The organism is Streptomyces venezuelae (assembly GCF_008642335.1).
GTDB classification, from domain to species: domain Bacteria; phylum Actinomycetota; class Actinomycetes; order Streptomycetales; family Streptomycetaceae; genus Streptomyces; species Streptomyces venezuelae_F.
Window position 1 is genome coordinate 875517 of sequence record NZ_CP029191.1, and the last position, 21493, is coordinate 897009.

Here is a 21493-nt window from a genome sequence, read left to right on the forward strand (position 1 = left end):
TGAGGTCACCTCCTGGCCCATCGCGGGACGTGTCGTCGGGGAACTGCGGGCGTCGAGAGGGGCGAGGGCGTGACGGGGGTCGCGAGGAGCGCGGCGGCCAGGCCCAGGTGGAGCAGGTAGGGCGAGGCGTCGCCGAGTCCGGCCTCGGTGTACGAGGAGATCGCGACGTAGCTGATCAGGAAGATCGCGCAGGCCCTTGCCAGGGACGGCGGCCGCAGCAGGGCGACGCCGCCGAGGACGAGGAGCATCGACGCCACGATGGTGACGCCGGTCAGGCCCTGTTCGTTGTAGACGGCCAGCCAGCTGTTGTCGATCGGCAGCCCGCCGAACGACTTGTCGCCGAGGCCCGTGCCGAACACCTTCTCCCCGCTCGTCCGGGGCGCGGAGAGGAGGGCGTCCCAGACCTTGGCGCGGCCGGTGAGGTTGGAGAAGTTCTCCTGGCTCTGGCCGCGCAGGAACCAGGACTGGATCGCGGAGTAGAAGACGACCGCGCCGACGGTGACGCACACCACCGTCCAGGCGAAGAAGCGGCGGGCGGCGGCGCTGGTCATGACGAGCGAGCAGATCGCGAGCGTCAGCCCGACGAGCATGCCGACGGTGGCCGTACGGGTGTGGGTCAGGGCGAGCAGGACGAGCGAGGGCACGATGACGAACGCCCCGCTGCCCTTGGTGGTCCTGCGGCCGATGAGGAGCAGCACGGTGAGTCCGATGATCACCGCGGCGTACTGGCCGATCTGCGGCGGGGTGAGCGGCCACAGGGCGCCGACGAGGCGTCCGCCGTAGTACTCGGGCATGGCCGTGCCCGGCGCGATGACGAGGCCGACGGCGACCGTGCAGAGCGCCACGAAGTACATCCGGATGTGGTGGCGTACGAACGTCAGGCTGCCGTCCCACCAGCGGGTGAGCAGCCAGAGCGTGCCGACGAAGAGCGTGAGCCGGAAGCAGCGGAACAGCGCGCCGTACCCGACCTCCAGGTTGGCGCTGGAGATCACGCTCGGGATGAGGAGCAGGGTGAGCAGCAGGACGAAGGCGCTGGGCCGGATGCGGAGCCGCGGGTTGAGCGCGAGGGCCAGCGCGAACGCGGTGACGAGCGCCCCCATGGTGGCCATCTGGATGAGGGAGCGGGGAAGGGTGACGATGGTCTTCGCCCCGGCGGAGCCCAGCGTGTTGAGGCCGAGCAGCGCCCAGACGACGCCGACGGCCTTGGGCGTGCCGGCCGGGCGTATCGCGGTGTCCGTGCTCATGTCAGCCACCGCCCTGTCGGACGAAGGTGCTGCCCGCGTCCTGCCGGGGCGGGGTGTCCTGCCACTGTCCCGAGTCGAGCGTGCGCGTCTGGTCGCCCGCGACGAAGTTCCAGGGTCCGCGGTAGTCGTTGTCGTGCCAGCGGTTGCGCTGCTTCTCGGTGATCGCCTCGGAGACCCGCTTGCCCTTGTACGGCGACCACTTGGGGTAGGTGCCGTAGTTGGAGATGATCGCCATGCGGCCGCAGTCGTCCCCGCAGTCGACGACGGACGGGTCCAGGTCGAAGCGGTTGTCGTGGATGTCGACGCGCTGGGTCTTCCAGCGGCAGTCGGCGTACAGCGGCGCCTTGGCGATGCCGGGCCGCTTGCAGCTGTCGGTGTCCTTCACCAGCAGCGTGCAGTAGCCGGTCGAGGTGTTGGCGGGGCTGTTGCAGAACCGGTCGGCGTTCTCCCAGAGGGTGATGCCGTTCCAGTTGTCCTTCAGCACGTTCCGGTAGATCTCGATCTTGTCGGTGCGGGCGCGGACGCGGGGTTCGCCGCCGGACTCGGAGACGTAGATCGTCGCGTACGGGAAGTCGTCCCCGCGGTCGGCGTTCCTGCGGCCCTCGACCCAGTTGTTCTTGCGGAACGTGTTGTTGCGGATGACCGCGTTGTAGCTGGTCTCGTACATGAGCGCGGCGCCGTCGTTGGCTTCGAGGACGTTGCCCTCGATACGGAAGTCGTTGTTGTTGTTGTCGGCCCACAGTCCGGCGCCGCGGTTGTCGTGGACCCAGTTGCCGCGGACGTCGGCGCCGTCGACGGCCCAGAACTTGATGCCGCCGGTGCAGCCGCAGCCGGGGCGGCGGCGCTCCCAGTTGCCGGTGTTGTTGCCGACGACCTCGTTGCCCTCGACCACCAGGTCCTTGATCGTGTCGCCGGTCTTGTACGCGTTCATTCCGTACTGCCCGTTGTCGCGCAGGCAGTTGTCGCGGACCTGCTGCCGGGCCCCGGCCATCAGCCCCGCGCCGTCGTTGTGCTGGATCCTCGTGTGCTCGATCACCCAGCCGTCGGCCATGTCGTGGTTGACGACGCCCTCGTTGTGCGGCGCGACGAAGCGCTCCACGGTCAGGTGGCTGATGGTGACGTCGTCGGCGGTGCCGCTGAACGCGTACTGGTTCTTCTTGCGGCCGTCGAGGACCGCGCCGGGCGCGCCGATGTAGCGGTTGCCCTTCTTGGTCATGATCTGCGCGTACCGGTCCGGCTCGAGCCGGTGCTTGCCCGGCTTGAGCCAGAACGTGGTGCCTGCGGGGTTGCTCCTGGTCTTCGCGGCCAGGTCACCGACGACCTTGGGGTCGACGGTGACCGCGCCCTTTGGAGCCTTCTCGGGACCGGTGGCGGGCTTGGCGCACACCCGTGCCACGGAGGCGGTCGGCGCTGCGGTCGGCTTGGACCGCGCGTCCGACGTGCCCGGCGTGCCCGCCCCGTCCGACGAGCTGTCGCAGCCGGCCACCGCCAGGAGGACGAGTGCCAGCGGTGCCGCCGGCAGCGCCCGGTGCCGCCACTTGATCCCCACGTGTCCCCCTAGCCCTGGAACCTGAGTACGGAGGCGAACCCCCGCACGCCCTCGGCGGAACCGGTGCCGATCAGCGTGGTGGCGGGTTCCTTGCGCCCGAACCCGGCGGAGTACCAGCCGAGCGGCTGATCGCTCTCGCCGCGGTGTGCCTCCCAGCGGAGCTCCCCGGGCAGTTCGAGCACCGCGGAGCGGTCCTCGCCGTCCCGGGTCCAGGTGAGCGCGGCCCGGTGCCCGTCGAGGTCCACGGTGACCGCCGGTCCGAGGTGGAACGCCAGGCGCACGGTCCGGCGCGGGCCGAGCACCTCGTCGGTGATCCGCACCTCCTGCTCGTGCGACGCCAGTTCGACGCGGCGGCGGTGTACGGAGGGCTGGTAGCCGTCGTGTTCGGCGCACCAGCGGGCCACGTTCCGTCCCGAGGTGTCGGCGACCAGGACGCGGGTGCGGGCGTGCTTGGTCCACAGGAACGGGCCGCCGGACACGGACTGGTCGGCGCCGTCCAGCTCAAGGGTGTTGTGGCCCAGGGTGGAGCGGAAGTACTGCCGCCAGTGGGGCTGCCCGTGGTAGCAGTACGTGCCCGGGTCGGCGAGCACGTCGACCCCGTCGTGCCTGACCTCCACCGACAGCGCGTCGGCGTGGGCGTGCGCGGCGATGGAGAGGAAGCCGTGCGGGCCGCCGTCGCAGCGGCACCAGATCTTCTCCGGGCCGCGCAGGATGGTCATGCCCGCGTCGCCGAAGTGGGCGGGACGGCTCCTCGGGCGGGTCACGCGCCGCGGGTTGTCGTTCTTCGCGTACGGGCGGAGGAGCGCTGCGAGGAGCGGGGTGCGCACAGCGGACTCCGGCACCTCGGGCCACCAGTCGAGCCGGCCGAACACCGCGTCGCCGGTGGCGAGGAGCGAGGCCCAGCGGTCGGTGCCGGGGCCGTCGACGACGAGTCCGTGTCCGTCGTCCGCGTCCCCCTGGCGGGGCGGCCGCAGCCGGTTGTCGACGACGGCGGCGAGCGCGTCGGTCATGCGCAGCAGCACGAGACGTACGGTCGTGGGGACGGCGACGCCCGCGGCGTCCGCCTCGGCCACCGCGGCCAGGCCGAGTTCGAGGACGAGCCCGTGGTACTCGCTGGCCAGTTCGCGGTTGAGGCCGGACGGGAAGGTGTTGCCGCGCAGGTTCCGCTCCAGCGACCGCAGCGCGCCGTCGCGCCACCGCGCGGAGGTGGGGAACCAGGCGAACGCGCAGGAGGCGGCGAGCTGTCCGGCGGCCTCGGCGATGACGTGGTTGTTCGCCGAGGAGCCGCGGCTGGGGAAGGCGGCGAGCCAGCGCTGGTGGTGCCAGATCTGGTTGACCGCGACCGGGTTGTTCTCGAACAGGTCGGCCGCGCCCGGCCAGCCGTCGAGCAGCCTGCGGATCCACACCCACGACAGGAGGCGGATGCCCAGCTCGATGCCGCTGATCCAGTGGACCCCGCGCAGCGGCGCGTTCGCCGCCCACCAGGACCTCAGGTGCTCGGCCACCCGCTCCGCGTACCGCTCGTCGCCGGTGACCGCGTAGGCGGCGGCGAGCACGGTGAGGTACTGGTGCCGGGACGGCTCCCAGATCTGCTTGATGTCGCCGACCGCGTCCTCGTCGCGGTACGGCACGTCGAAGGCGTAGCCCCACGGTGCGCGGCGCCCGGTCTTGGGGTCGTACCACCAGTCAGGGTCCACCAGGTCGTCGCGGACCACGCCGAAGAACTCGACGTGCCCGGCCATGAGCCGGTCCGCCTCGGCGACGAGCCGTTTCGCGGCGTCCGGCGGCACGGCGTCGAGGGTCCCGGCGGGCAGGACCGCGGTGAACCGGGCGTCGGCGGAGTGCGGGCAGGCGGGTGGCGCGGACCGCCAGCGCCGCCTGCGCACGGCGTCGCCCGCCCGGCCGCCGATCTCGCGCGGCCCCATCCGGGAGAGCCGCCGCAGGTACCAGCCCGCGCTCATGCTCATTCGGCGCCCGCCAGCGTCACCGGCGCGCCACCGGCCAGGCCGGTCCGCACCGCGAGGGTGGCCGCCGTGGTGGCGGCGAGGGACGTCAGCGGCACCGGCATCGGGCCGCCGGTGCGCACGGCACGGACGAACGCGGCCAGTTCCGCTTCCTGGCCCTTGTCCCTGGCCTTGGGCAGCCGGGAGCTGACCCACCGCTTGCTTCCGTACACGGAGGCGCGGACGAAGTCGTCGAGCCGCAGCGCCTTGCCGTCGGCGACCAGGTCGAGGGTCTCCTTGGGGAGGCTGGCGGGGCCGGAGGTGACGTAGCTGATGGTGGCGGTGGAGCCGTCGGGGTAGCGCAGGACGACCTGGAGGTCGTCGTTGCCGGGGGTGGCGAGCGCGTACACCGAGATCGGGTCGGCGTCGAGCAGCCAGCTCACCGTGTCGATGAAGTGCCCGCCCTCACCGGCGAACCGGGTGCCTTCGCTGCCCTGCCGCAGGTACCAGCTGCCGTGCTGCAGTTTGCCCGCGTTGACCAGGTAGCGGACGCTCGCCGGTCCCGTCCGGGCGCCGAACCGCTTCTTGGCCTCGCGCAGCAGCGGCGAGAACCGGCGGTTGAAGCCCACCTGGAGCCGGTCGTTGCCGGACTCCTCCACGGCCTTCAGGACATCGGCGAGTTCGTCCTCGCCGAGTGCCAGGGGCTTCTCGACGAAGACCGCCTTGCCCGCGTGGAGCGCCTTCTTGGTCAGCTCGGCGTGGGAGCTGTGCCGGGTGACGACGAACACCGCGTCGATGGACTTGTCGCCGAGCACGGCGTCGAGGTCGGTGGTCGCCTCGGCGAAGCCGAACTTCCGCTTGGCGTTGGCGGCGGAGAGCGCGGTCGTGGTGACCACGGTCGCGAGCTCGACGCCGTCGCGGCCGGTCAGGTGCGGCAGCAGCATGGACGTCGCGTAGTTGCCCGCGCCGACGAACGCGAGGCGCACCGGCGACTTGTGGGCGCGGACCGGCGTCCCACTGCCGCTCGGCTTCACGGCGGGCACGGTCACCGACGGAGCGGCCGCCTCGCCCGCGTCCTCCTCCGTGTGCTCGGGGTAGCGGAACAGCACGGCGACGGCCTTGAGGTCGCCGTCCTGCAGGCTCCGGTACGTCTCCACGGCGTCGTCGAAGTCGGCGATGTGGGAGATCAGGGGCTCCACGTCGACGCTGCCGCGGGCGGCGAGGTCGAGGAAGCACGCCAGGTTGCGGCGCTCGGTCCAGCGCACGTAGCCGATGGGGTAGTCGCGGCCCTCCAGTTCGTACGACGGGTCGTAGCGACCGGGGCCGTAGCTGCGGGAGAACCGGACGTCGAGCTCTTTCTCGTAGTACGCGTTCCACGGCAGGTCCAGGCTGCACTTGCCGATGTCGACGACCCGGCCGCGGTCGCGGCTCAGGTGGGCGGCGAGCTCGACGGGCTGGTTGCTGCCGCCGCCCGCGGCCAGATACACCTGGTCGACGCCGTGACCTGCGGTGAGTTCGGCGACGGCGGCCTCGACGGCGGCGGACGCGGGGTCACCGGCGGCCGCGGCGCCGAGCCGCTCGGCGAGTGCGCAGCGCGCCGGGTCGGGGTCGGCGCCGACGACGCGGACGCCCGACGCGGTGAGGAGCTGCACGACGAGCTGCCCGATCAGGCCGAGGCCGATGACCAGCGCCACCTCGCCGAGCTGCGGCTCGCCCTGGCGTACGCCCTGCATGGCGATCGAGCCGACGGTGCCGAAGGCCGCGTGCCGGGGCGCGAGGCCGTCCGGCACCGGGGTGTAGAGGTTCTTGGGCACCCAGTTCACCTCGGCGTGCAGCGCGTGCTCGTTGCCCGCGCAGGCGACGAGGTCGCCGACGGCCACGTCGTCGATCCCGTCGCCGACCTGCTCGACGACGCCGCACAGCGAGTAGCCCAGCGGCGTGTAGGAGTCGAGCTTGCCCATGACCTTGCGGTAGGTGGCGGGCACGCCGTTGGTGGCCACGCTCTGCATGACCTTGGCCACCTGGTCCGGCCGGGAGCGGGCCTTGCCCACCATCGACATGCCGGCCTCGGACACCTTCATGAGCTCGGTTCCGGTGGAGATCAGCGAGTAGGCGCTGCGCACCAGGACACCGCCGGGCTTGCACCCCGGTGCCGGCACGTCGAGCAGCGCCAGTTCGCCGCTCTTGTAGTTCTGCACAACCTGTTTCACCCGAGCTCCTCTTGTTTTACGTGTTTCAGGCCGCCTGGCTCCGGCCGGAGCCGGAGACAGCGCCGCGGTACCAGTACTCGAGGGTCAGCACATGCCACAGATGCTTGGAGAAGTCCCGCTGACCGGCGGCGTCCTCGGCGACCATGCGGGCCAGCGCGTCGCGGCGCAGGATCCCGGAGTTGACGAGTACGCCGTCGTTGACGACCTCGCGCACCAACGGCGCCAGGTCCCGGCTCATCCAGGCCCGCAGCGGCGCGCTGAACAGGCCCTTGGGCCGGTAGACGATCTCCTTGGGCAGGATCGAGGTGGCGGCCTCCTTGAGGACGGCCTTGCCCTGCCGGCCGACGATCTTGCGGTCGCCGGGCACGGTGAACGCCGCCCTGACCACGTCCACGTCGACGTACGGCACGCGCACCTCGGTCGACGCGGCCATGCTGGAGCGGTCCGTGTAGGCGAGGTTGAGGCCCGGCAGGAACATCCGGGCGTCGGTCAGGCACATGCGGTTGACGTGGTCGTCGAGTTCGTTGTCCCGGTAGACGTCGGCGTGCTCGGTCAGCACGTCGTCGACGGTCCCCGCCAGGTCCGGGTCGACGAGGGCGAGCAGTTCGTCCTGGTCGTACATGGTGTAGCTGCGGCGGAACGCGGTCTCCTCCGGCAGTCCCGCGAAGGAGAGGAACCGCTTGGCGAAGCGCACCGAGCGGTAGCCGCGGCGCGCCGTCGCGACGGGCAGCCGGTCCACGACACCGGACACCCCGCTCCGCAGGGGCGCCGGAACGCGCTGGTAGCGCAGGGCGAGCAGGTTCGCGAGGTGCTTGCGGTACCCGGCGAACAGTTCGTCGGCGCCCATCCCGGAGAGCATCACCTTGACGCCGGCCTCGCGGGCGGCCGTGCAGATCAGGAACGTGTTGATCGCGGCGGGGTCGCCGATCGGCTCGTCCAGGGAGTACGTCATCTGCGGGAGCAGATCGAGGACGTTCGGGGCGATCTCGATCTCGTGCAGGTCGACGCCGTACCGCTCGGCGACCTGCCGGGCGTAGCGCAGGTCGTCCGGCATCGCCTCGAACTTGGCGTCGGCGGCGCGGAATCCGATGGTGTAGGCGGAGATGCCGGGCTGGTGGCGGGCCGCGAGCGCGGTCAGGTAGCTGGAGTCGAGGCCGCCGGAGAGGAAGGTCGCCACGGGCACGTCGGAGAGCAGGTGCTGCCGGGTCGACTCCTCGACGATCGCGGCGAGATCGGGCCGCTCACCGCTGCGGGCCCGCTCCCGGCCCTCGGCGGCGACGTCCTTCAGGTTCCAGTACGTGCCGCGCGCCTCCCGGCCGTCGGGCCGGATCCGCAGCCAGCTGCCCGGCGGCAGCTTCTCCGCGTCGCGGAACGCGCACCGCGAGTCGGGCACCCAGTAGTAGAGGAGCGAGGCCACCAGGGCCGCGTGGTCGACGTCGAGGGTTCCGCCGGTGACGGCGGCGAGCGCCTTGAGCTCGGAGGCGAACACCATGCCCCCGCCGCGCCGCAGCAGGAACAGCGGCTTGATGCCGAGCTGGTCGCGGGCGAGCACCAGTTCGCCGGTGCGCTCGTCGAAGACGGCGAACGCGAACATGCCGCGCAGCCGGGGCAGGCAGTCCGTGCCCCAGCGCCGCCAGGCCTCCAGGAGCACCTCGGTGTCTGAGGTGCCGCGGAAGCGCACCCCGGCGCCCGTGAGTTCGGCGCGGAGTTCGGGCGCGTTGTACAGCTCGCCGTTGTAGGTGAGGGAGAGGCCGTCCGAGACCATCGGCTGTGCGCCGGTCTCGGACAGGTCGATGATGGCCAGGCGGCGGTGTCCGAGGTGCACTTCGCCGTCGCCCGCGGGGTGGCTGTACCTGCCCGACCCGTCGGGGCCGCGGTGGGCGAGGACGTCGGTGAGCCGGTCGGTCACCGCCTTGCCGTCGGGCCATCGGTAGGTTCCTGCGATGCCACACATGTCTTACCTGGCCTCCTGGTCGCTGTACGGGACCCGTGCGGCCGGTACCGACGGCCTCTCGGTTCGCGGCTGCCCGGTCCCGTTCTGCCGGGGCGGCCGCTCATGAGGGCCTCGCAGCGCGGTGTGCAGTCCGTCCCACAGCGTGCCGTCGGTCCGGTCGCGCGGGTCGGGGTCGATCAGCACCACACCGATCACCGGGATGCGCTGGTCGGCGAGTTGGCGTGCGACGGTGTGCAGCCACGCGGCGCTGCCGTGTCCGGCCCGTACGACGAGCACGGCCTGGCTGCCCAGGTGCTGCAGGTCGGTCCACGCGGTGCCGGGCGCGACGGAGCCGACGCCGATGCGGCGCACCTGGTGCGACACGGTCGCGGCGCGCTCGCCGCCGACGACGGTCACGTCTCCGGGTATGTGGCGGCTGTCGGCGAGCTCCGAGCCGGGCAGGCCGTCGATGACGACGACGGGCCCCTCCGCCGCGAGCACCCCGGCGACCTCCAGGGCGATCGCGCTCGTGCTGCGCGCGCATCCCAGTTCCAGCAGGGACACCGGTTCCCTGGAGCCGCGCGCGGTGCGGGCCAGCGAGGCGGCGAGCCGTTCGCGGGCCACCCGGGTGCGCTTGAGCTGCCACCGGCCGGCCGGGCGGCGCGGAACGCGCGGCAGCTCGGCGATGACCGAGGCGCCCAGGTTCGCCGCCATCTCGCGGCGCAGCACGGGGCGGTCGGCCACCACGGAGGTGACGGCGGCCAGCGCGAGGCCGAGGACGAGCCCGAGGACGAGACCGATCGCGGCCTTGGTCGCCGCCGACTTGGGCAGCGACTGCTGCACGGCGCGCGGGGCGTCCACGATCTGCGTACCGGCGATGATCTTGGGCGTGCCCATCTGGGCTTCCTCGGCGCGCTGGTCGTAGTCGGCGATGCGCGAGGTGAGCTCGGCCCGGCGGGAGAAGAGGGACTCGATGCTCGCGGAGTCCTGCGGGTCGGTCTCCGGCGACCGGTCGCCGATCGACGCGTTGACCTCCTTGAGTTCGTCCCGCATGCGGTCGCGCTGGTCGCGCAGCGCCTTGGCCTCGGCCTTCGCGGCCGCCTGCATGCGCCGTATGTGGTCGGCGACGAACGCGTCGGCCAGCGCCTTGGCACGGGCGACCGCTTCGGTGTCGTCCTTGCCGGTCACGTCGATCTGCATGAGGTTGTTGGTCAGGCCGGTGCCCCGGTAGTCCTGGAGGAAGTCCTCGGGCTTCTCGGTGGACTTGAGGGTCTGCAGGGCCTTGCCCGCGATCCGGGTGGTCCCGAGGATCTCGACGTCGGTGCGGATCAGCGTTCCGGTGTCGTTGGGCTGGTCCTCCTGGTGGGCGACGAGCACCTTGGTCACCGCGCTCGGCGGGGGCGGCATGAGGACCGCGAGGGCCGCGCCGAGCAGGAAGCCGAGGAGCGCGAGCGAGCACCAGAGGCGGCGGCGCCTGCGCACCGACACCACCAGGGAGTGCAGGTCGAAGAGGGGGGTGGGCGCCGGGGCGTCCGCGGTCGCGTTCGTCGTCACGCCGGGCCTCCCGTCGTGTCGCCGCGCACGGCGAGGGCCAGGGTGGCCTTCTCCGGGGGCTGGTCGGCGGTGCGGTCCTGGCGGGCGCGGACCGCGCCCGCGACGACGACGCCGACGACCTCGTGCCGGCCGTCCGCGCACGCCTCGGCGATGCCGGTGAGCTCGGCGGCGGTCCACTGACCCGCGCTGAGCACGACGAGGGCGCCGGACTCGGCGCCACTGTCGGGCACCACCGGCCGGGTCACCGGGACCTCGACCACGCGCAGCGCGGGGTACCCCCGGTTCGCGGCGGTCGTGGAGGGGTCGCTCGCGGACTCGGCGACGAGCTGTCCGGCGGCCAGGTGGGCGACGTCGTCGCCCTCGGGCACGACGACGAGCAGCCGCCGGGCGGCGGGCACCTTGTTGCGGAGGCGGGCGCACACGCGCCGGTAGCGGATCCGCCGCCCCGCCTCGTCGGCGGAGCGCTGCGGGACCGGTGTGTCCCAGCGGGTGTCGAGGCCGAGGAACCGGCGGATCAGGGCGCGCGGGCCGCCGCCGTCCGGCCCGTGTGCGCGCCCGTCGTCGGGTACGTCGACGGTGCCGAGCAGCTCGGAGCGGAGCGCCGCGGCGATCTCGGGTTCGGTGCGCAGCCTGCGGCTCGTGCGGGCGGTGGCGAGGTGGCCGATGACGGCGGACACCAGGAAGAGGAGCGCCCCGCCCGCCATGAGCTGCGTGCGGGTCGGCGGTGCCTCGCCGGTCGGCCTGGGCGACTTGCCCATGACGACCATGCCGGCCTTGCTGGACACGGTCTCGGCCTGGTCCAGCTTCTTCATGGCCTCCTCCAGCGAGGCACGCAGCTTCTCCAAGGAGGTGCGGGCCTGTACGCCTTCCACGGTCCGCCCCGGGTCGGCCGCGTCGGCGAGGTCGCTGATGCGGCGGTTGGTCGCCTCCACCTTCTTGCGCAGGGCCTCGGGGCCCGTCTCCGTTCCGTTGTCGTCGCCGCCCGTGAGCCGTGCGGAGAAGCGGACGAACTCCTGTGCCACGCGGTCGGAGAGCTCCTGTGCGCGCTCCGGGCTCTCTGCCGTACCCGAGATCTTGATGATGTTCCCGTTCGTGGCCTTGGCGCCGACCTTGTCCTTCAGCTCGGTGGCGGCGGCGCCCTTCAGGCCGAGTTCCGCGGCCGCGCGGTCGACCACCGACGAGCTGGTGGCGACCTGTGCCTGGGTGAGCAGTTCGCGCTCCTCCCACTGCCCCGGCAGGAGTACGGACGCCGATGCCGTGTACCGGGGCGGGAACAGCGCCACCGAGGCGCCGTACCCGACGAGTGCGCCCGCCAGGGTGAGGACGGCGAGGAGCCGCCACCTCCGGCGGAGGACCTGGCCGATCGTGGCCAGTCGTATCGTTTCGTCGCTCAACGGTGCCGCCTCCTCCCCAGGCGTCCCGGGGCGGCTCTCTGCGTCGCGGTGCGTCCGCGGCAGGCGGCGTCGTAAGCGGCGAGCAGTTGCTTCTGGGAGTTCTGCCAGGAGAGCCGGCCGGTGATCCGTTCCTGGCCGGCCGTGCCCATGCGGGCGCGCTTCTCCGGGTCGTCGAGCAGCTCCGTGATGAGCTTCGCGAACTGCGCCTCGTCGTTGGCGGGCGCGTAGACGGCGGCGTCGTCGGCGGAGACGCGGGCCTCGCGCAGGTCGAACGAGACGATCGGCTTGCCCATCGCCATGTACTCGAGGACCTTGTTCATGGTCGACACGTCGTTGAGCGGGTTGTGCGGGTCGGGCGAGAGGCACACGTCCGCGGTGGACAGATAGCGCACCAGGTCGGCGTCGGGTATGCGGCCGGTGAACTCCACCTGGTCGGAGAGCCCGAGCTCCCGGGACAGCTCCACCATCGCGTCGAAGGCGTCGCCCGCGCCGACGAACACCGCGTGCCAGTCGGTCCTGCCGAGCTCGTCGCGGAGTTTCGCGAGGGCCCGCAGGGCGTAGTCGACGCCGTCCTGCGGCCCCATGACGCCGAGGTAGCAGAGCAGATGGGGTTTGCCGTTCTTCAGCTCCGGCTCGGCGGGCACCGGTCGGAACCGGTCGACCTGGGGCGCGCTGCGCACCACGAAGACGTCCTCAGGCCGCTTGCCGCCGCGGCGCACCGCGACGTCCCGGTAGCTCTCGTTGGTGGCGAGCACGACGTCGGCGGCGCGGTAGGTCATGCGTTCCAGCGCGCACACGCCCCGGTAGAGGAGGTCCTCGCCGCGGTCGAACCGGGAGAGGTACAGCTCCGGTACCAGGTCGTGCTGGTCGAAGACGAACTGCGCGCCGCGCCGGGTCAGCCACCGGACCGGCAGGAACAGCAGGTCCGGCGGGTTGCAGGCGTGGACCACGTGGACCGGGCCGACCTTGCGGATCAGCCGTGCCGTGTGCCACAGCGCCGATCCGTACTCCCGCAGATAGCCCGCGGGACCACCGGTGGCGGCGCGCAACGGGTAGCGGTGGATCCGCACCCCGTCGATCTCCGCCTCCGGTTCGGTGTCCCGTTTGGTGCCTTGGGGACAGATGACGTGCACCGTCCACCCCGCGTCGCGGAGCGTCGTGCACTCCTGCCACACCCGCCGGTCGAACGGCACCGACAGGTTCTCCACCAGGATCAGCGCGCGCCGGCGGGGCCGGTCGTCACGTATTGCATTACCAAGCAAGGCCCACGTACCCAGGTTCGGTCCGGCGCGCGTCGGCGTCGGGAAGGTGGATGAGGTCGATGAGCACCGGTCCCTCGCCGTGGGGCAGCGCCGAGAGCACGGCCGGGTCCTTGGTCCCGACCAGGCACACGTCGGCGTGCTCCAGTACGTCGTCGACGGAGTCGGCGAGCAGCTGTGCGAGGTGCGGCAACCGGGTCTCGATGTACTCGCGGTTGGCGCCGATCAGCCGGGAGAGGCTGACGTTGGCGTCGTAGATCCGCAGGTCGTACCCCTTGCCGAAGAGTCTCTCCGCGAGTTCGACGAGCGGGCTCTCGCGGAGGTCGTCGGTACCGGGCTTGAAGGAGAGCCCGAACATCCCCACCCGGCGCTTGCCGGTGCGCTCCACCAGTTCGACCGCGCGCTGCAGGTGGTCGGCGTTGGAGGGCAGGACGTGGGACAGGATGGGTACCGAGACGTCGGCGCGCTGCGCGGCGTGGACCAGGCTGCGCAGATCCTTGGGCAGGCAGGAGCCGCCGAAGGCGAATCCCGGCCGCAGGTAGGCGGGGCTGATGTTCAGTTTGCGGTCGGCCATGAACACGTCCATGACCTGGTGCGAGTCGACGCCGAGCGCCTGGCACACGGCGCCCAGTTCGTTGGCGAAGCCGATCTTGAGGCCGTGGAACGCGTTGTCCGCGTACTTGATCGCCTCGGCCGTCGGGACCGGCACCCGGAACACCTCGCCGGGCAGGCCCTTGTACAGCGCGGCGACCGCGTCGCCGCTCGCCGGGTCGAGCTCGCCGATGACGGTCTTGGGCGGGTCGAAGAAGTCCCGCACGCTCGTGCCCTCGCGCAGGAACTCGGGGTTGACCGCGACGCCGAAGTCGACCCCGGCCGTGCCGCCGATGTGCTTCTCCAGGATGGGCACGAGCAGGTTGAGGCAGGTGCCGGGGAGCATGGTGCTGCGGAAGACGACGGTGTGCCGTCCGCCCCGCTCGGCGAGCGCGCTGCCGATCTCCTCGGTGACGCGCTCCAAGTACGTCGTGCACAGGCTGCCGTTGGGCTCCGACGGCGTGCCCACGCAGATCAGCGACACCTCGCTGTCCATGATCGCTTCGCGGACGTCGGTGGTGGCGCGTAACGCCCCGGCCCGTACGACCTCGGCGGTGAGCTCGCCGATCCGCTCCTCGACCACCGGGGCCTTGCCGTCGTTGACCAGGTCGACCTTCACCTGGTTCACGTCGACGCCGATCACCTCGTGCCCCGTGCCGGCCAGGCACGCGGCCGACACGCAGCCCACGTAGCCGAGCCCGAAAACGCTGACCTTCATGACTGGTCACTCCCCCCAGGCCGGCTCTCCCGGCCTGCTGTACGCGCCCTGTGCGGGCGCCGGTCCCCGTGCATCAGTAGGCCCCCTGGCCGTGGATCACCGCGCGCAGCGTCTTCCACAAGATCACTGTGTCGAGCGCGAGCGACCAGTCCTCCACGTACCGCAGGTCGAGGCGGACGGCCTCCTCCCACGGCAGGTCGCTGCGCCCGCTGATCTGCCACAGGCCGGTCAGGCCCGGCTTGACCAGCAGCCGCCGCCTGATGTCCGGCCCGTAGGCGGCGGACTCCTCCGGCAGCGGGGGCCGCGGCCCGACGAGCGACATCGATCCGGTGAGTACGTTGAACAGCTGCGGGAGTTCGTCGATCGAGTACCGCCGCAGCACCGCACCCACCCGGGTGACCCGCGGGTCCCTGCGGAGCTTGAAGAGCAGTCCCGCGCCTTCGTTGCGTTCGGCCAGCTGGGCGCGTGCGTCGTGCGCCCCGGTGACCATGGTGCGGAACTTGAAGATGGTGAACTCGCGGCCGTCCTTGCCGACCCTTCGCTGCCGGTAGAGCGCCCCGCCCCGGCTGTCCGCGAGGACGAGCAGCCCGACGAGCACCATCAGCGGCGCGAACAGGAGCAGCAGGACCGCCGCGCCGAGCCGGTCGACGATGCCCTTGACCACGCGCCGGCCCCCGGTGAAGGCCGGCATGCTCACCCGCAGGAGCGGGATCCCGAGCACCGCGTCGACGTGCAGCCGCGGGCCCGCCACCTCCATCAGGACGGGCGCCACGACCATTTCGGCGTCGCTGCCCTCCAAATTCCAGGCGAGGCGCTGCAGCCGGTCCGGCGACCAATGCGGGTCCGGGGTGACCGCGACGACCCGGTAGCCGTCGCGGCGGACGTGGTTGGCGACGTCCGCGAGCCCGCCGACGATCGGCACTCCGTCGAGATGGTCACCGTCGGGCCCGAGGCCGTCCGCCGTGCACACCGCCTCCACGCGCCAGCCGAGGTGCGGGAACTTGCGGGCCCGGGTGATCAGGTCGCTCACGGTGTCCGGGCTGCCGGCGGCGAGCACCGGCCGCAGGCACCGCCCGTCCTGCCGCTGTCTGTGCAGCCGCAGGCGCAGCAGGTACCGCGCGGTCATGGTGACGAGCCCGATGGCGGGTATCGCCACGAAGATCCAGAGTTTGATGTTGCGCGAGGTGAGAGCGATTCCGCCGAGCGCGAGGACGACGACCGCGGTGAACAGTGAGCGTCCGAGGCGCCGGAATTCCTCGGCGCCCTGTCCGAGTACGGAAGGAGCCCACGCACGGCTGACCGCCAATGCGCCCAGCACCAGGAGTTCGGTGCCGAATGCGAGAATGCCCCACTTTTCGTGCCAGTTGGCCGCGTCCCGGGCCCCGAAGAAGATACCGATTCCCGCCACCACAAAGGCGGTGGCCACGGTATCGCTGGTGATCACGGTACGTCGGTACCGCTGCTCCCATTCGGTTGCGGGCTGGCCGATCTCCCCGTTCGCCAGACGCCCGCGCGCCGACGGAAACGGGCTGACTAATCCCCCCTGCCGCACAGAACCCCCCAGGTCCCCAGTGGTTCGACGTGTTCGCCCAGCACTGCCCCTCCCCCCGGGAGGCCCCCGCCTCCCGCACTGGTCCTCCCCCGGGAGACCCCCGCCTCCCGCGCCGCGCTGTTCCTCCCCTCGGAAAGCGCACGCCCCACGCGCACGGCATTCCGCTCAATTCAGCGCTTGTGAACAACCCACCCCAATGGCAAAGGACGCACTCGTCCTGCCGGACTCACGAACTGATGCCGAAACCCGTCGAAACCCCGGGTGCTCCCCGCACCCGAAGCCCGCACCGGGCCCCGGAAATTGACCACCCCCACGTGCGGCGCCGGGACGCGATCGCTCGCTGTCCGTGACGCCGGACTATTGATCATTTATGGCCGCCTCACGCCCGAACAGCTGAAGCACGGACAATCTAGAGCATGGGGACGGGTATGGAGAGGGGATGTGTGGAATTTGTGCTCGCCCTTTGGGACCGGATCAACCATTCGGTGAACACCCTCGGCTCTGTAACGGTCGGGACACGCACCGTGACCAGCGGCGATAGGAGTCCGCAACCACCCCGACGGTGACAATCCGGAGTCGGTGCCACCGGGCAGGGGCCCGGATGCGTGACGCAATTTCGACCCCGGAACGGCGGCCGGATGGCCAATTCCATGGCCATGCGCACGAGTTGGTACAAGTTCGAACATCGCCCGCCCGCGGGTGCCGTCCACGCCGTCCCGGTGACGGTCGGTAGGTGGGGTCGGTAGGTGGCGCCCGGGTGCATCCGGCGGGCCGTCGGCGCCCGAAGCGTTCTGTGACCCGTATCGATCAAGTGTCACGGTGGGAGGACGCGCCATGCTCTCGGGACCCGCGGAGGGGACCAGGCAGGACACCCTGGACGGTGCGAGCGCGTGCGACATCGACGCCGATGTGTCCGCCGCGGTGCACCGCACGCTGGAGGCCGTCCTCCACGGACGGCTGGAGGAGGCCAGGGCCATCGACCCGGCGTTCGCCGGGGACATCGCGGACCGCGTGGCCCGGTTCACGCTGCGCGGCGGCAAACGCATCCGTTCGCAGTTCCTGTGGTGGGCCCTGCGGGCCTGTGCGGGCGGCGCGGCGCCCGCGCATGTGGACGCGGCCCTGCGCCTCGCCGCGGGGCTCGAACTCATCCAGACGTGCGCCCTGGTCCACGACGACGTCATGGACGGCTCACCGCTGCGCCGGGGCAGGGATGCCGTGCACGTGGACCTCCAGAACCAGTACGGCTCGTACGGGAAGCAGGGCTTCGGGAAGGCCGCCGCGATCCTCGCCGGTGATCTGGCGCTCAGCTGGGCCGACGACGTGGTCGCCGCGACCGTCCTCGACACGGGGCGGGCGCACCGGGTCCGCGGCCTGTGGCGGGCCATGCGCGCGGAGATGGTCGCGGGCCAGTACCTTGACCTCCAGGGGCAGGCCACTGGGTCGCGGTCGATGACCGGGGCCGTACGGACAGCCGTACTCAAGACCGCCCTGTACTCCGTGGAGCGCCCGCTGGCCCTCGGCGCCGCGCTCGCGGGCGCCGACGACGCGACCACCGGAGCGCTCTGTTCGGCGGGTCGCTGCGCCGGAATCGCCTTCCAGCTGCGGGACGATCTCTACGGCGCGTTCGGCGATCCCGGGGAGACCGGCAAACCCTCGGGGGACGACATCCGCGACGGCAAGGGCACCTACCTCCTGGCGGTGGCGACCGCCAGGGCCGAGGCCGCCGCGGACCACGACGTGCTCGCGCTGCTCGACCGCTGTGTGGGCAGGGCCGATCTGACCGACGACGACGTGCGCGGGGTGCGGGAGGCGTTCGTGACGACCGGGGCCCGCGGGATCGTCGAGGACAAGATCCGCCGGCTGGTCGGGCAGGCGCACCGCCACCTGGCCGCGGGCGCCCTGGTCCCCCACGCGGACCGGCGGCTGCACGACCTGTTCCGCCGCGTGGCCGGTCTGCCCGTCTCCGGCACGGCCGCTGCCCCGCACCTTCCCCTGACCGAGAGCGGGAGCCGATGAGGACCATTCCTGGCCGGACCGACCACGTGGTGATCGTGGGTGCCGGGCTCGCGGGCCTGTCCGCCGCCCTGCACCTGCTGGGCGCCGGCCGCGCGGTCACGCTCGTCGAACGGGCCGGCCACCCGGGCGGCCGGGCCGGGCTCATGGAGCGCGCGGGGTACCGGATCGACACCGGCCCCACCGTCCTGACCATGCCGGACCTCGTCGAGGACGCCTTCGCCGCGGTCGGTGAGAGCCTGCGCGACCGCCTCGACCTCGTGCCGCTGCACCCCGCCTACCGGGCCCGGTTCGCCGACGGCGACTCCCTGGACGTACACACCGCGCCCGACGCCATGGAAGCCGAGATCGAACGCTTCGCCGGCGCCCGGCAGGCCCTCGGCTACCGGCGGCTGCGCACCTGGCTCACCCGGCTCTACGAACTCCAGATGCGCAGGTTCATCGACACCAACTTCGACTCCCCGCTGGAACTCCTCACCCCCGACCTGGCCCGGCTCGCCGCCCTCGGCGGCTTCGGGCGCCTCGACGCGCGCATCGCCGCGTTCATCTCCGACGAGCGGCTGCGGCGGGTCTTCTCCTTCCAGGCGCTGTACGCGGGCGTGCCGCCGGCCCGCGCCCTGGCCGCCTACGCGGTCATCGCCTACATGGACACCGTCGCCGGCGTCCACTTCCCGCGCGGCGGCATGCACGCCCTGCCGCGCGCCATGGCGGCCGCCGCCGCACACGCGGGCGCCGACGTCCGGTACGGACACACCGTCCAGCGCCTGGAGCGGTCCGGCGCCCGGATCACGGCCGTCGTCACCGACCGGGGACGGATCCCCTGCGACGCGGTGGTCCTCACCCCGGACCTCCCCGTCGCGTACGGACTCCTGGGCCGCGCCCCGCGCCGTCCGAGCCCGCTGCGGCACTCACCGTCAGCGGTGGTCCTGCACCTCGGCACCGACCGCACCTGGCCCCAGTTGGCCCACCACACGATCTCCTTCGGGTCGGCCTGGAAGCAGACCTTCGAGGAACTGACCCGCACCGGGAAGCTCATGTCCGACCCGTCCCTGCTCATCACCCGGCCGACGGCCACCGACCCCTCCCTCGCACCGGACGGCCGCCACCTGCACTACGTCCTCGCCCCCTCCCCCAACACCGACATCGGCCCCGCCGCCCGGGACTGGACCGACCTCGCGCCCCGCTACCGCGACAGCCTCCTCGCCGAACTGGAGCGGCGCGGCCTCGCCGGGATCGGGGCGGCGATCGAAGAGGAGTGCATGGTGACCCCCGCGGACTGGACCGACCAAGGACACGCGGCGGGCACCCCGTTCTCGGCCGCCCACACCTTCCCGCAGACCGGCCCCTTCCGCCCCCGCAACCTCGTGCGGGGCACGGACAACGCCGTCCTCGCGGGCTGCGGCACCACGCCCGGCGTGGGCGTGCCCACGGTCCTGATCTCCGGCAAGCTGGCCGCCGCGCGCGTCACGGGGAAGACCGGATGAGCGCCCGCGAGCTGGACGCGGCGGCGATCACCGACCCCGCGCTGCGCGCCGCCTACGCCCACTGCCGGCGCCTCAACGCCCGCCACGGCAAGACGTACTTTCTGGCCACCCGGCTGCTGCCGGTCGAACGGCGGCCCGCCGTGCACGCCCTGTACGGCTTCGCGCGGTGGGCGGACGACATCGTCGACGACCTGGAGGTCACCGCCGCGCCCGCCGAACGCTCCCTGGCGCTGCGGCGGCTCCAGGCGCAGCTCGACCGGGGGATGCGGAGCGGGGAGAGCGGCGAACCCGTCGTGACGGCGCTGGTCGACACCGCCCGCCGGTACGCCATCGACCCGCTGCACTTCAGCGACTTCATGACGTCCATGCGCCAGGACCTGGAGGTGACCGAGTACGCCACCTACGGCGACCTGGAGCGGTACATGCACGGTTCCGCCGCCGTCATCGGCCTGCAGATGCTGCCCGTGCTCGGCACCGTCGTCCCCCGCGCCGAGGCCGCCCCGCACGCCGCCGCCCTGGGGGTCGCCTTCCAGCTGACCAACTTCCTGCGGGACGTGGGCGAGGACCTGGACCGTGGCCGGATCTACCTGCCCCAGGAGCTCCTCGCCGCGCACGGCGTCGACCGCGCCCTGCTGCTCTGGAGCCGCACCACCGGACGCGGGGACCCCAGGGTCACCGCGGCACTGAAGGAGGCCGCCGCCCTCACCCGGGGCGTCTACGCCACCGCCGCCCCTGGCCTCGCCATGCTCGACCCCGTCGCTCGCCCCTGCATCCGCACCGCGTTCGTGCTGTACGGCGCGATCCTGGACGCGATCGCCGACGGCGGCTACGCCGTCCTGCACCGGCGGTCCGCGGTCTCCCGGCGCCGCCGCGCCGCGGTCGCCTGCGACGGCCTGGCCCGGGTGGCCGCCGCGCGCCTGCGGCACCGACTGGCCGGCGCCCCCGCGCTGCCACCGCCCGCGCTGCCCGAAGACGCGGCCCCGCACCACGGCACGTACACCGCGCACTCCCGGAAGGAGCCGGTATGAGCCGCTACCCCTTGCGGCTGCGCCGCAAGCCCGTCGCCTGGGAGGACCAGCGCCCGACCTGGCGCGAGGCCCGGCCCGCCGTGATCGCCGCCGCGCTGAAGCGCGCCCAGGGCCGCCCGTCCGGCAACTGGTACGTGGTGGGCGCGACCGGGCAGCTCAGGGACGACCGTCCGCTGGGCCGTACGGTGGCGGGGCGGGAGATCGTCCTGTGGCGCGACGCGGCGGGAACGCTGCGGGCCGGGCCGGGTGCCTGCCCGCACCTGGGCGCTCCGCTCAAGGACAGTCCGGTGCGGTGCGGGACGCTGATCTGCCACTGGCACGGCATGTCCCTGGACGGGCGGCCGTTCGCGGGCTGGAGCCCCTACCCGGCCTTCGACGACGGTGTCCTGGTCTGGGTCAGGCTCGACGACGTCGGCGGCGAACCGGCCCTGGAGCGGCCGGTGTTGCCCGAGCGCCCCGACCCGGCGGAGAGCGTGGCGGCCGTGATGACGGTGGCCGGCCGTTGCGAACCCGAGGACGTGGTCGCCAACCGGCTCGACCCCTGGCACGGCGCGTGGTTCCACCCGTACTCCTTCGTCGATCTCACCGTGGCCCCCGTCGCGGACGACGACGGGGACGGCGGCGACGGCGGGAGTGATCCGCGGCAGGACGCGTTCACCGTCGACGTGTCGTTCAAGGTGGCCGGGCGCGCGGTCGTTCCGGTGCGGGCGGTCTTCACGGCACCGGAGCCCCGTACCGTCGTCATGCACATCACCCGCGGCGAGGGCGAGGGATCCGTGGTGGAGACCCACGCGACGCCCCTCGGTACGGACCGGGCGGGGAATCCGCGTACGGCGGTGGTCGAAGCGGTGATCGCCACGTCCGGGCGCCCGGGTTTCCTCGCCGCGAGGACCGCCGCGCCCGCGCTGCGGCCGCTCATGAGGGCGGCGGCGGCCCGGCTGTGGCGCGACGACCTGGCGTACGCGGAACGCCGCTGGACCCTGCGCAGCACGGGCCGCTTCCCGGGCTGAACCATACGGCG

The 21493-nt window shown here is 72.4% G+C and carries 14 protein-coding genes; 4 read left to right on the forward strand and 10 right to left on the reverse strand.

All coding sequences use genetic code 11. The features are described from left to right. Positions 1–5: 5 nt before the first annotated feature. The 10 genes from DEJ49_RS03875 to DEJ49_RS03920 all read right to left on the reverse strand — a co-directional run bounded on the left by DEJ49_RS03875 (position 6) and on the right by DEJ49_RS03920 (position 15947). Positions 6–1244 carry an O-antigen ligase domain-containing protein gene (locus tag DEJ49_RS03875; protein WP_150182400.1) on the reverse strand — a complete coding sequence of 413 codons (1239 nt, stop codon included), beginning with the start codon at positions 1242–1244 and terminating at the stop codon, positions 6–8. A 1-nt stretch (position 1245) separates the two neighbouring features. Continuing rightward, positions 1246–2793 carry a right-handed parallel beta-helix repeat-containing protein gene (locus DEJ49_RS03880; protein ID WP_150182402.1) on the reverse strand — a complete coding sequence of 516 codons (1548 nt, stop codon included), beginning with the start codon at positions 2791–2793 and terminating at the stop codon, positions 1246–1248. 8 nt (positions 2794–2801) lie between these two features. Beyond that, entirely contained in the window at positions 2802–4760 is a 1959-nt protein-coding gene (locus DEJ49_RS03885; protein ID WP_150182404.1) for a heparinase II/III family protein, read from the reverse strand. Continuing rightward, positions 4757–6946 carry a bi-domain-containing oxidoreductase gene (locus DEJ49_RS03890; RefSeq protein WP_150182405.1) on the reverse strand — a complete coding sequence of 730 codons (2190 nt, stop codon included), beginning with the start codon at positions 6944–6946 and terminating at the stop codon, positions 4757–4759. The genes DEJ49_RS03885 and DEJ49_RS03890 overlap by 4 nt, the downstream gene beginning before the upstream one ends. A gap of 25 nt (positions 6947–6971) precedes the next feature. Next, positions 6972–8900 (reverse strand): asparagine synthase (glutamine-hydrolyzing), encoded by a 1929-nt coding sequence (gene asnB / locus DEJ49_RS03895; RefSeq protein WP_150182408.1) that lies wholly within the window; start codon positions 8898–8900, stop codon positions 6972–6974. A 3-nt stretch (positions 8901–8903) separates the two neighbouring features. Further along, on the reverse strand, positions 8904–10433 hold the full coding sequence (locus DEJ49_RS03900) for a Wzz/FepE/Etk N-terminal domain-containing protein (protein ID WP_150182410.1): 1530 nt from the start codon (positions 10431–10433) through the stop codon (positions 8904–8906). Continuing rightward, positions 10430–11827: a Wzz/FepE/Etk N-terminal domain-containing protein gene (locus DEJ49_RS03905; RefSeq protein WP_150182412.1), complete on the reverse strand. Its 1398-nt coding sequence runs from the start codon at positions 11825–11827 to the stop codon at positions 10430–10432. The genes DEJ49_RS03900 and DEJ49_RS03905 overlap by 4 nt, the downstream gene beginning before the upstream one ends. Further along, the gene (locus DEJ49_RS03910; RefSeq protein WP_150182414.1) at positions 11824–13089 is read right to left on the reverse strand and encodes a glycosyltransferase family 4 protein; all 1266 of its coding nucleotides are present in this window, start codon (positions 13087–13089) and stop codon (positions 11824–11826) included. Before DEJ49_RS03910 ends, DEJ49_RS03905 begins: the two co-directional genes overlap by 4 nt. Further along, positions 13079–14395, reverse strand: coding sequence for a nucleotide sugar dehydrogenase (locus DEJ49_RS03915; protein ID WP_150182415.1), 1317 nt, complete (start codon positions 14393–14395; stop codon positions 13079–13081). The genes DEJ49_RS03910 and DEJ49_RS03915 overlap by 11 nt, the downstream gene beginning before the upstream one ends. A gap of 73 nt (positions 14396–14468) precedes the next feature. Then, a complete protein-coding gene (locus tag DEJ49_RS03920) occupies positions 14469–15947 on the reverse strand; it encodes a sugar transferase (RefSeq protein WP_150182416.1) in 1479 nt (492 codons plus the stop codon). An 834-nt stretch (positions 15948–16781) separates the two neighbouring features. Between DEJ49_RS03920 and DEJ49_RS03925 the strand changes: the two genes are divergently transcribed. From DEJ49_RS03925 to DEJ49_RS03940, 4 genes are read left to right on the forward strand one after another with little or no spacing between them, the layout of a single operon-like run. Further along, entirely contained in the window at positions 16782–17963 is a 1182-nt protein-coding gene (locus tag DEJ49_RS03925) for a polyprenyl synthetase family protein (protein ID WP_150182418.1), read from the forward strand. Continuing rightward, on the forward strand, positions 17960–19444 hold the full coding sequence (locus tag DEJ49_RS03930; RefSeq protein ID WP_150182419.1) for a phytoene desaturase: 1485 nt from the start codon (positions 17960–17962) through the stop codon (positions 19442–19444). The genes DEJ49_RS03925 and DEJ49_RS03930 overlap by 4 nt, the downstream gene beginning before the upstream one ends. After that, positions 19441–20472, forward strand: coding sequence for a phytoene/squalene synthase family protein (locus tag DEJ49_RS03935; protein WP_150182421.1), 1032 nt, complete (start codon positions 19441–19443; stop codon positions 20470–20472). The genes DEJ49_RS03930 and DEJ49_RS03935 overlap by 4 nt, the downstream gene beginning before the upstream one ends. After that, entirely contained in the window at positions 20469–21482 is a 1014-nt protein-coding gene (locus tag DEJ49_RS03940; protein WP_150182423.1) for a DUF5914 domain-containing protein, read from the forward strand. Before DEJ49_RS03935 ends, DEJ49_RS03940 begins: the two co-directional genes overlap by 4 nt. Positions 21483–21493 lie beyond the last annotated feature (11 nt).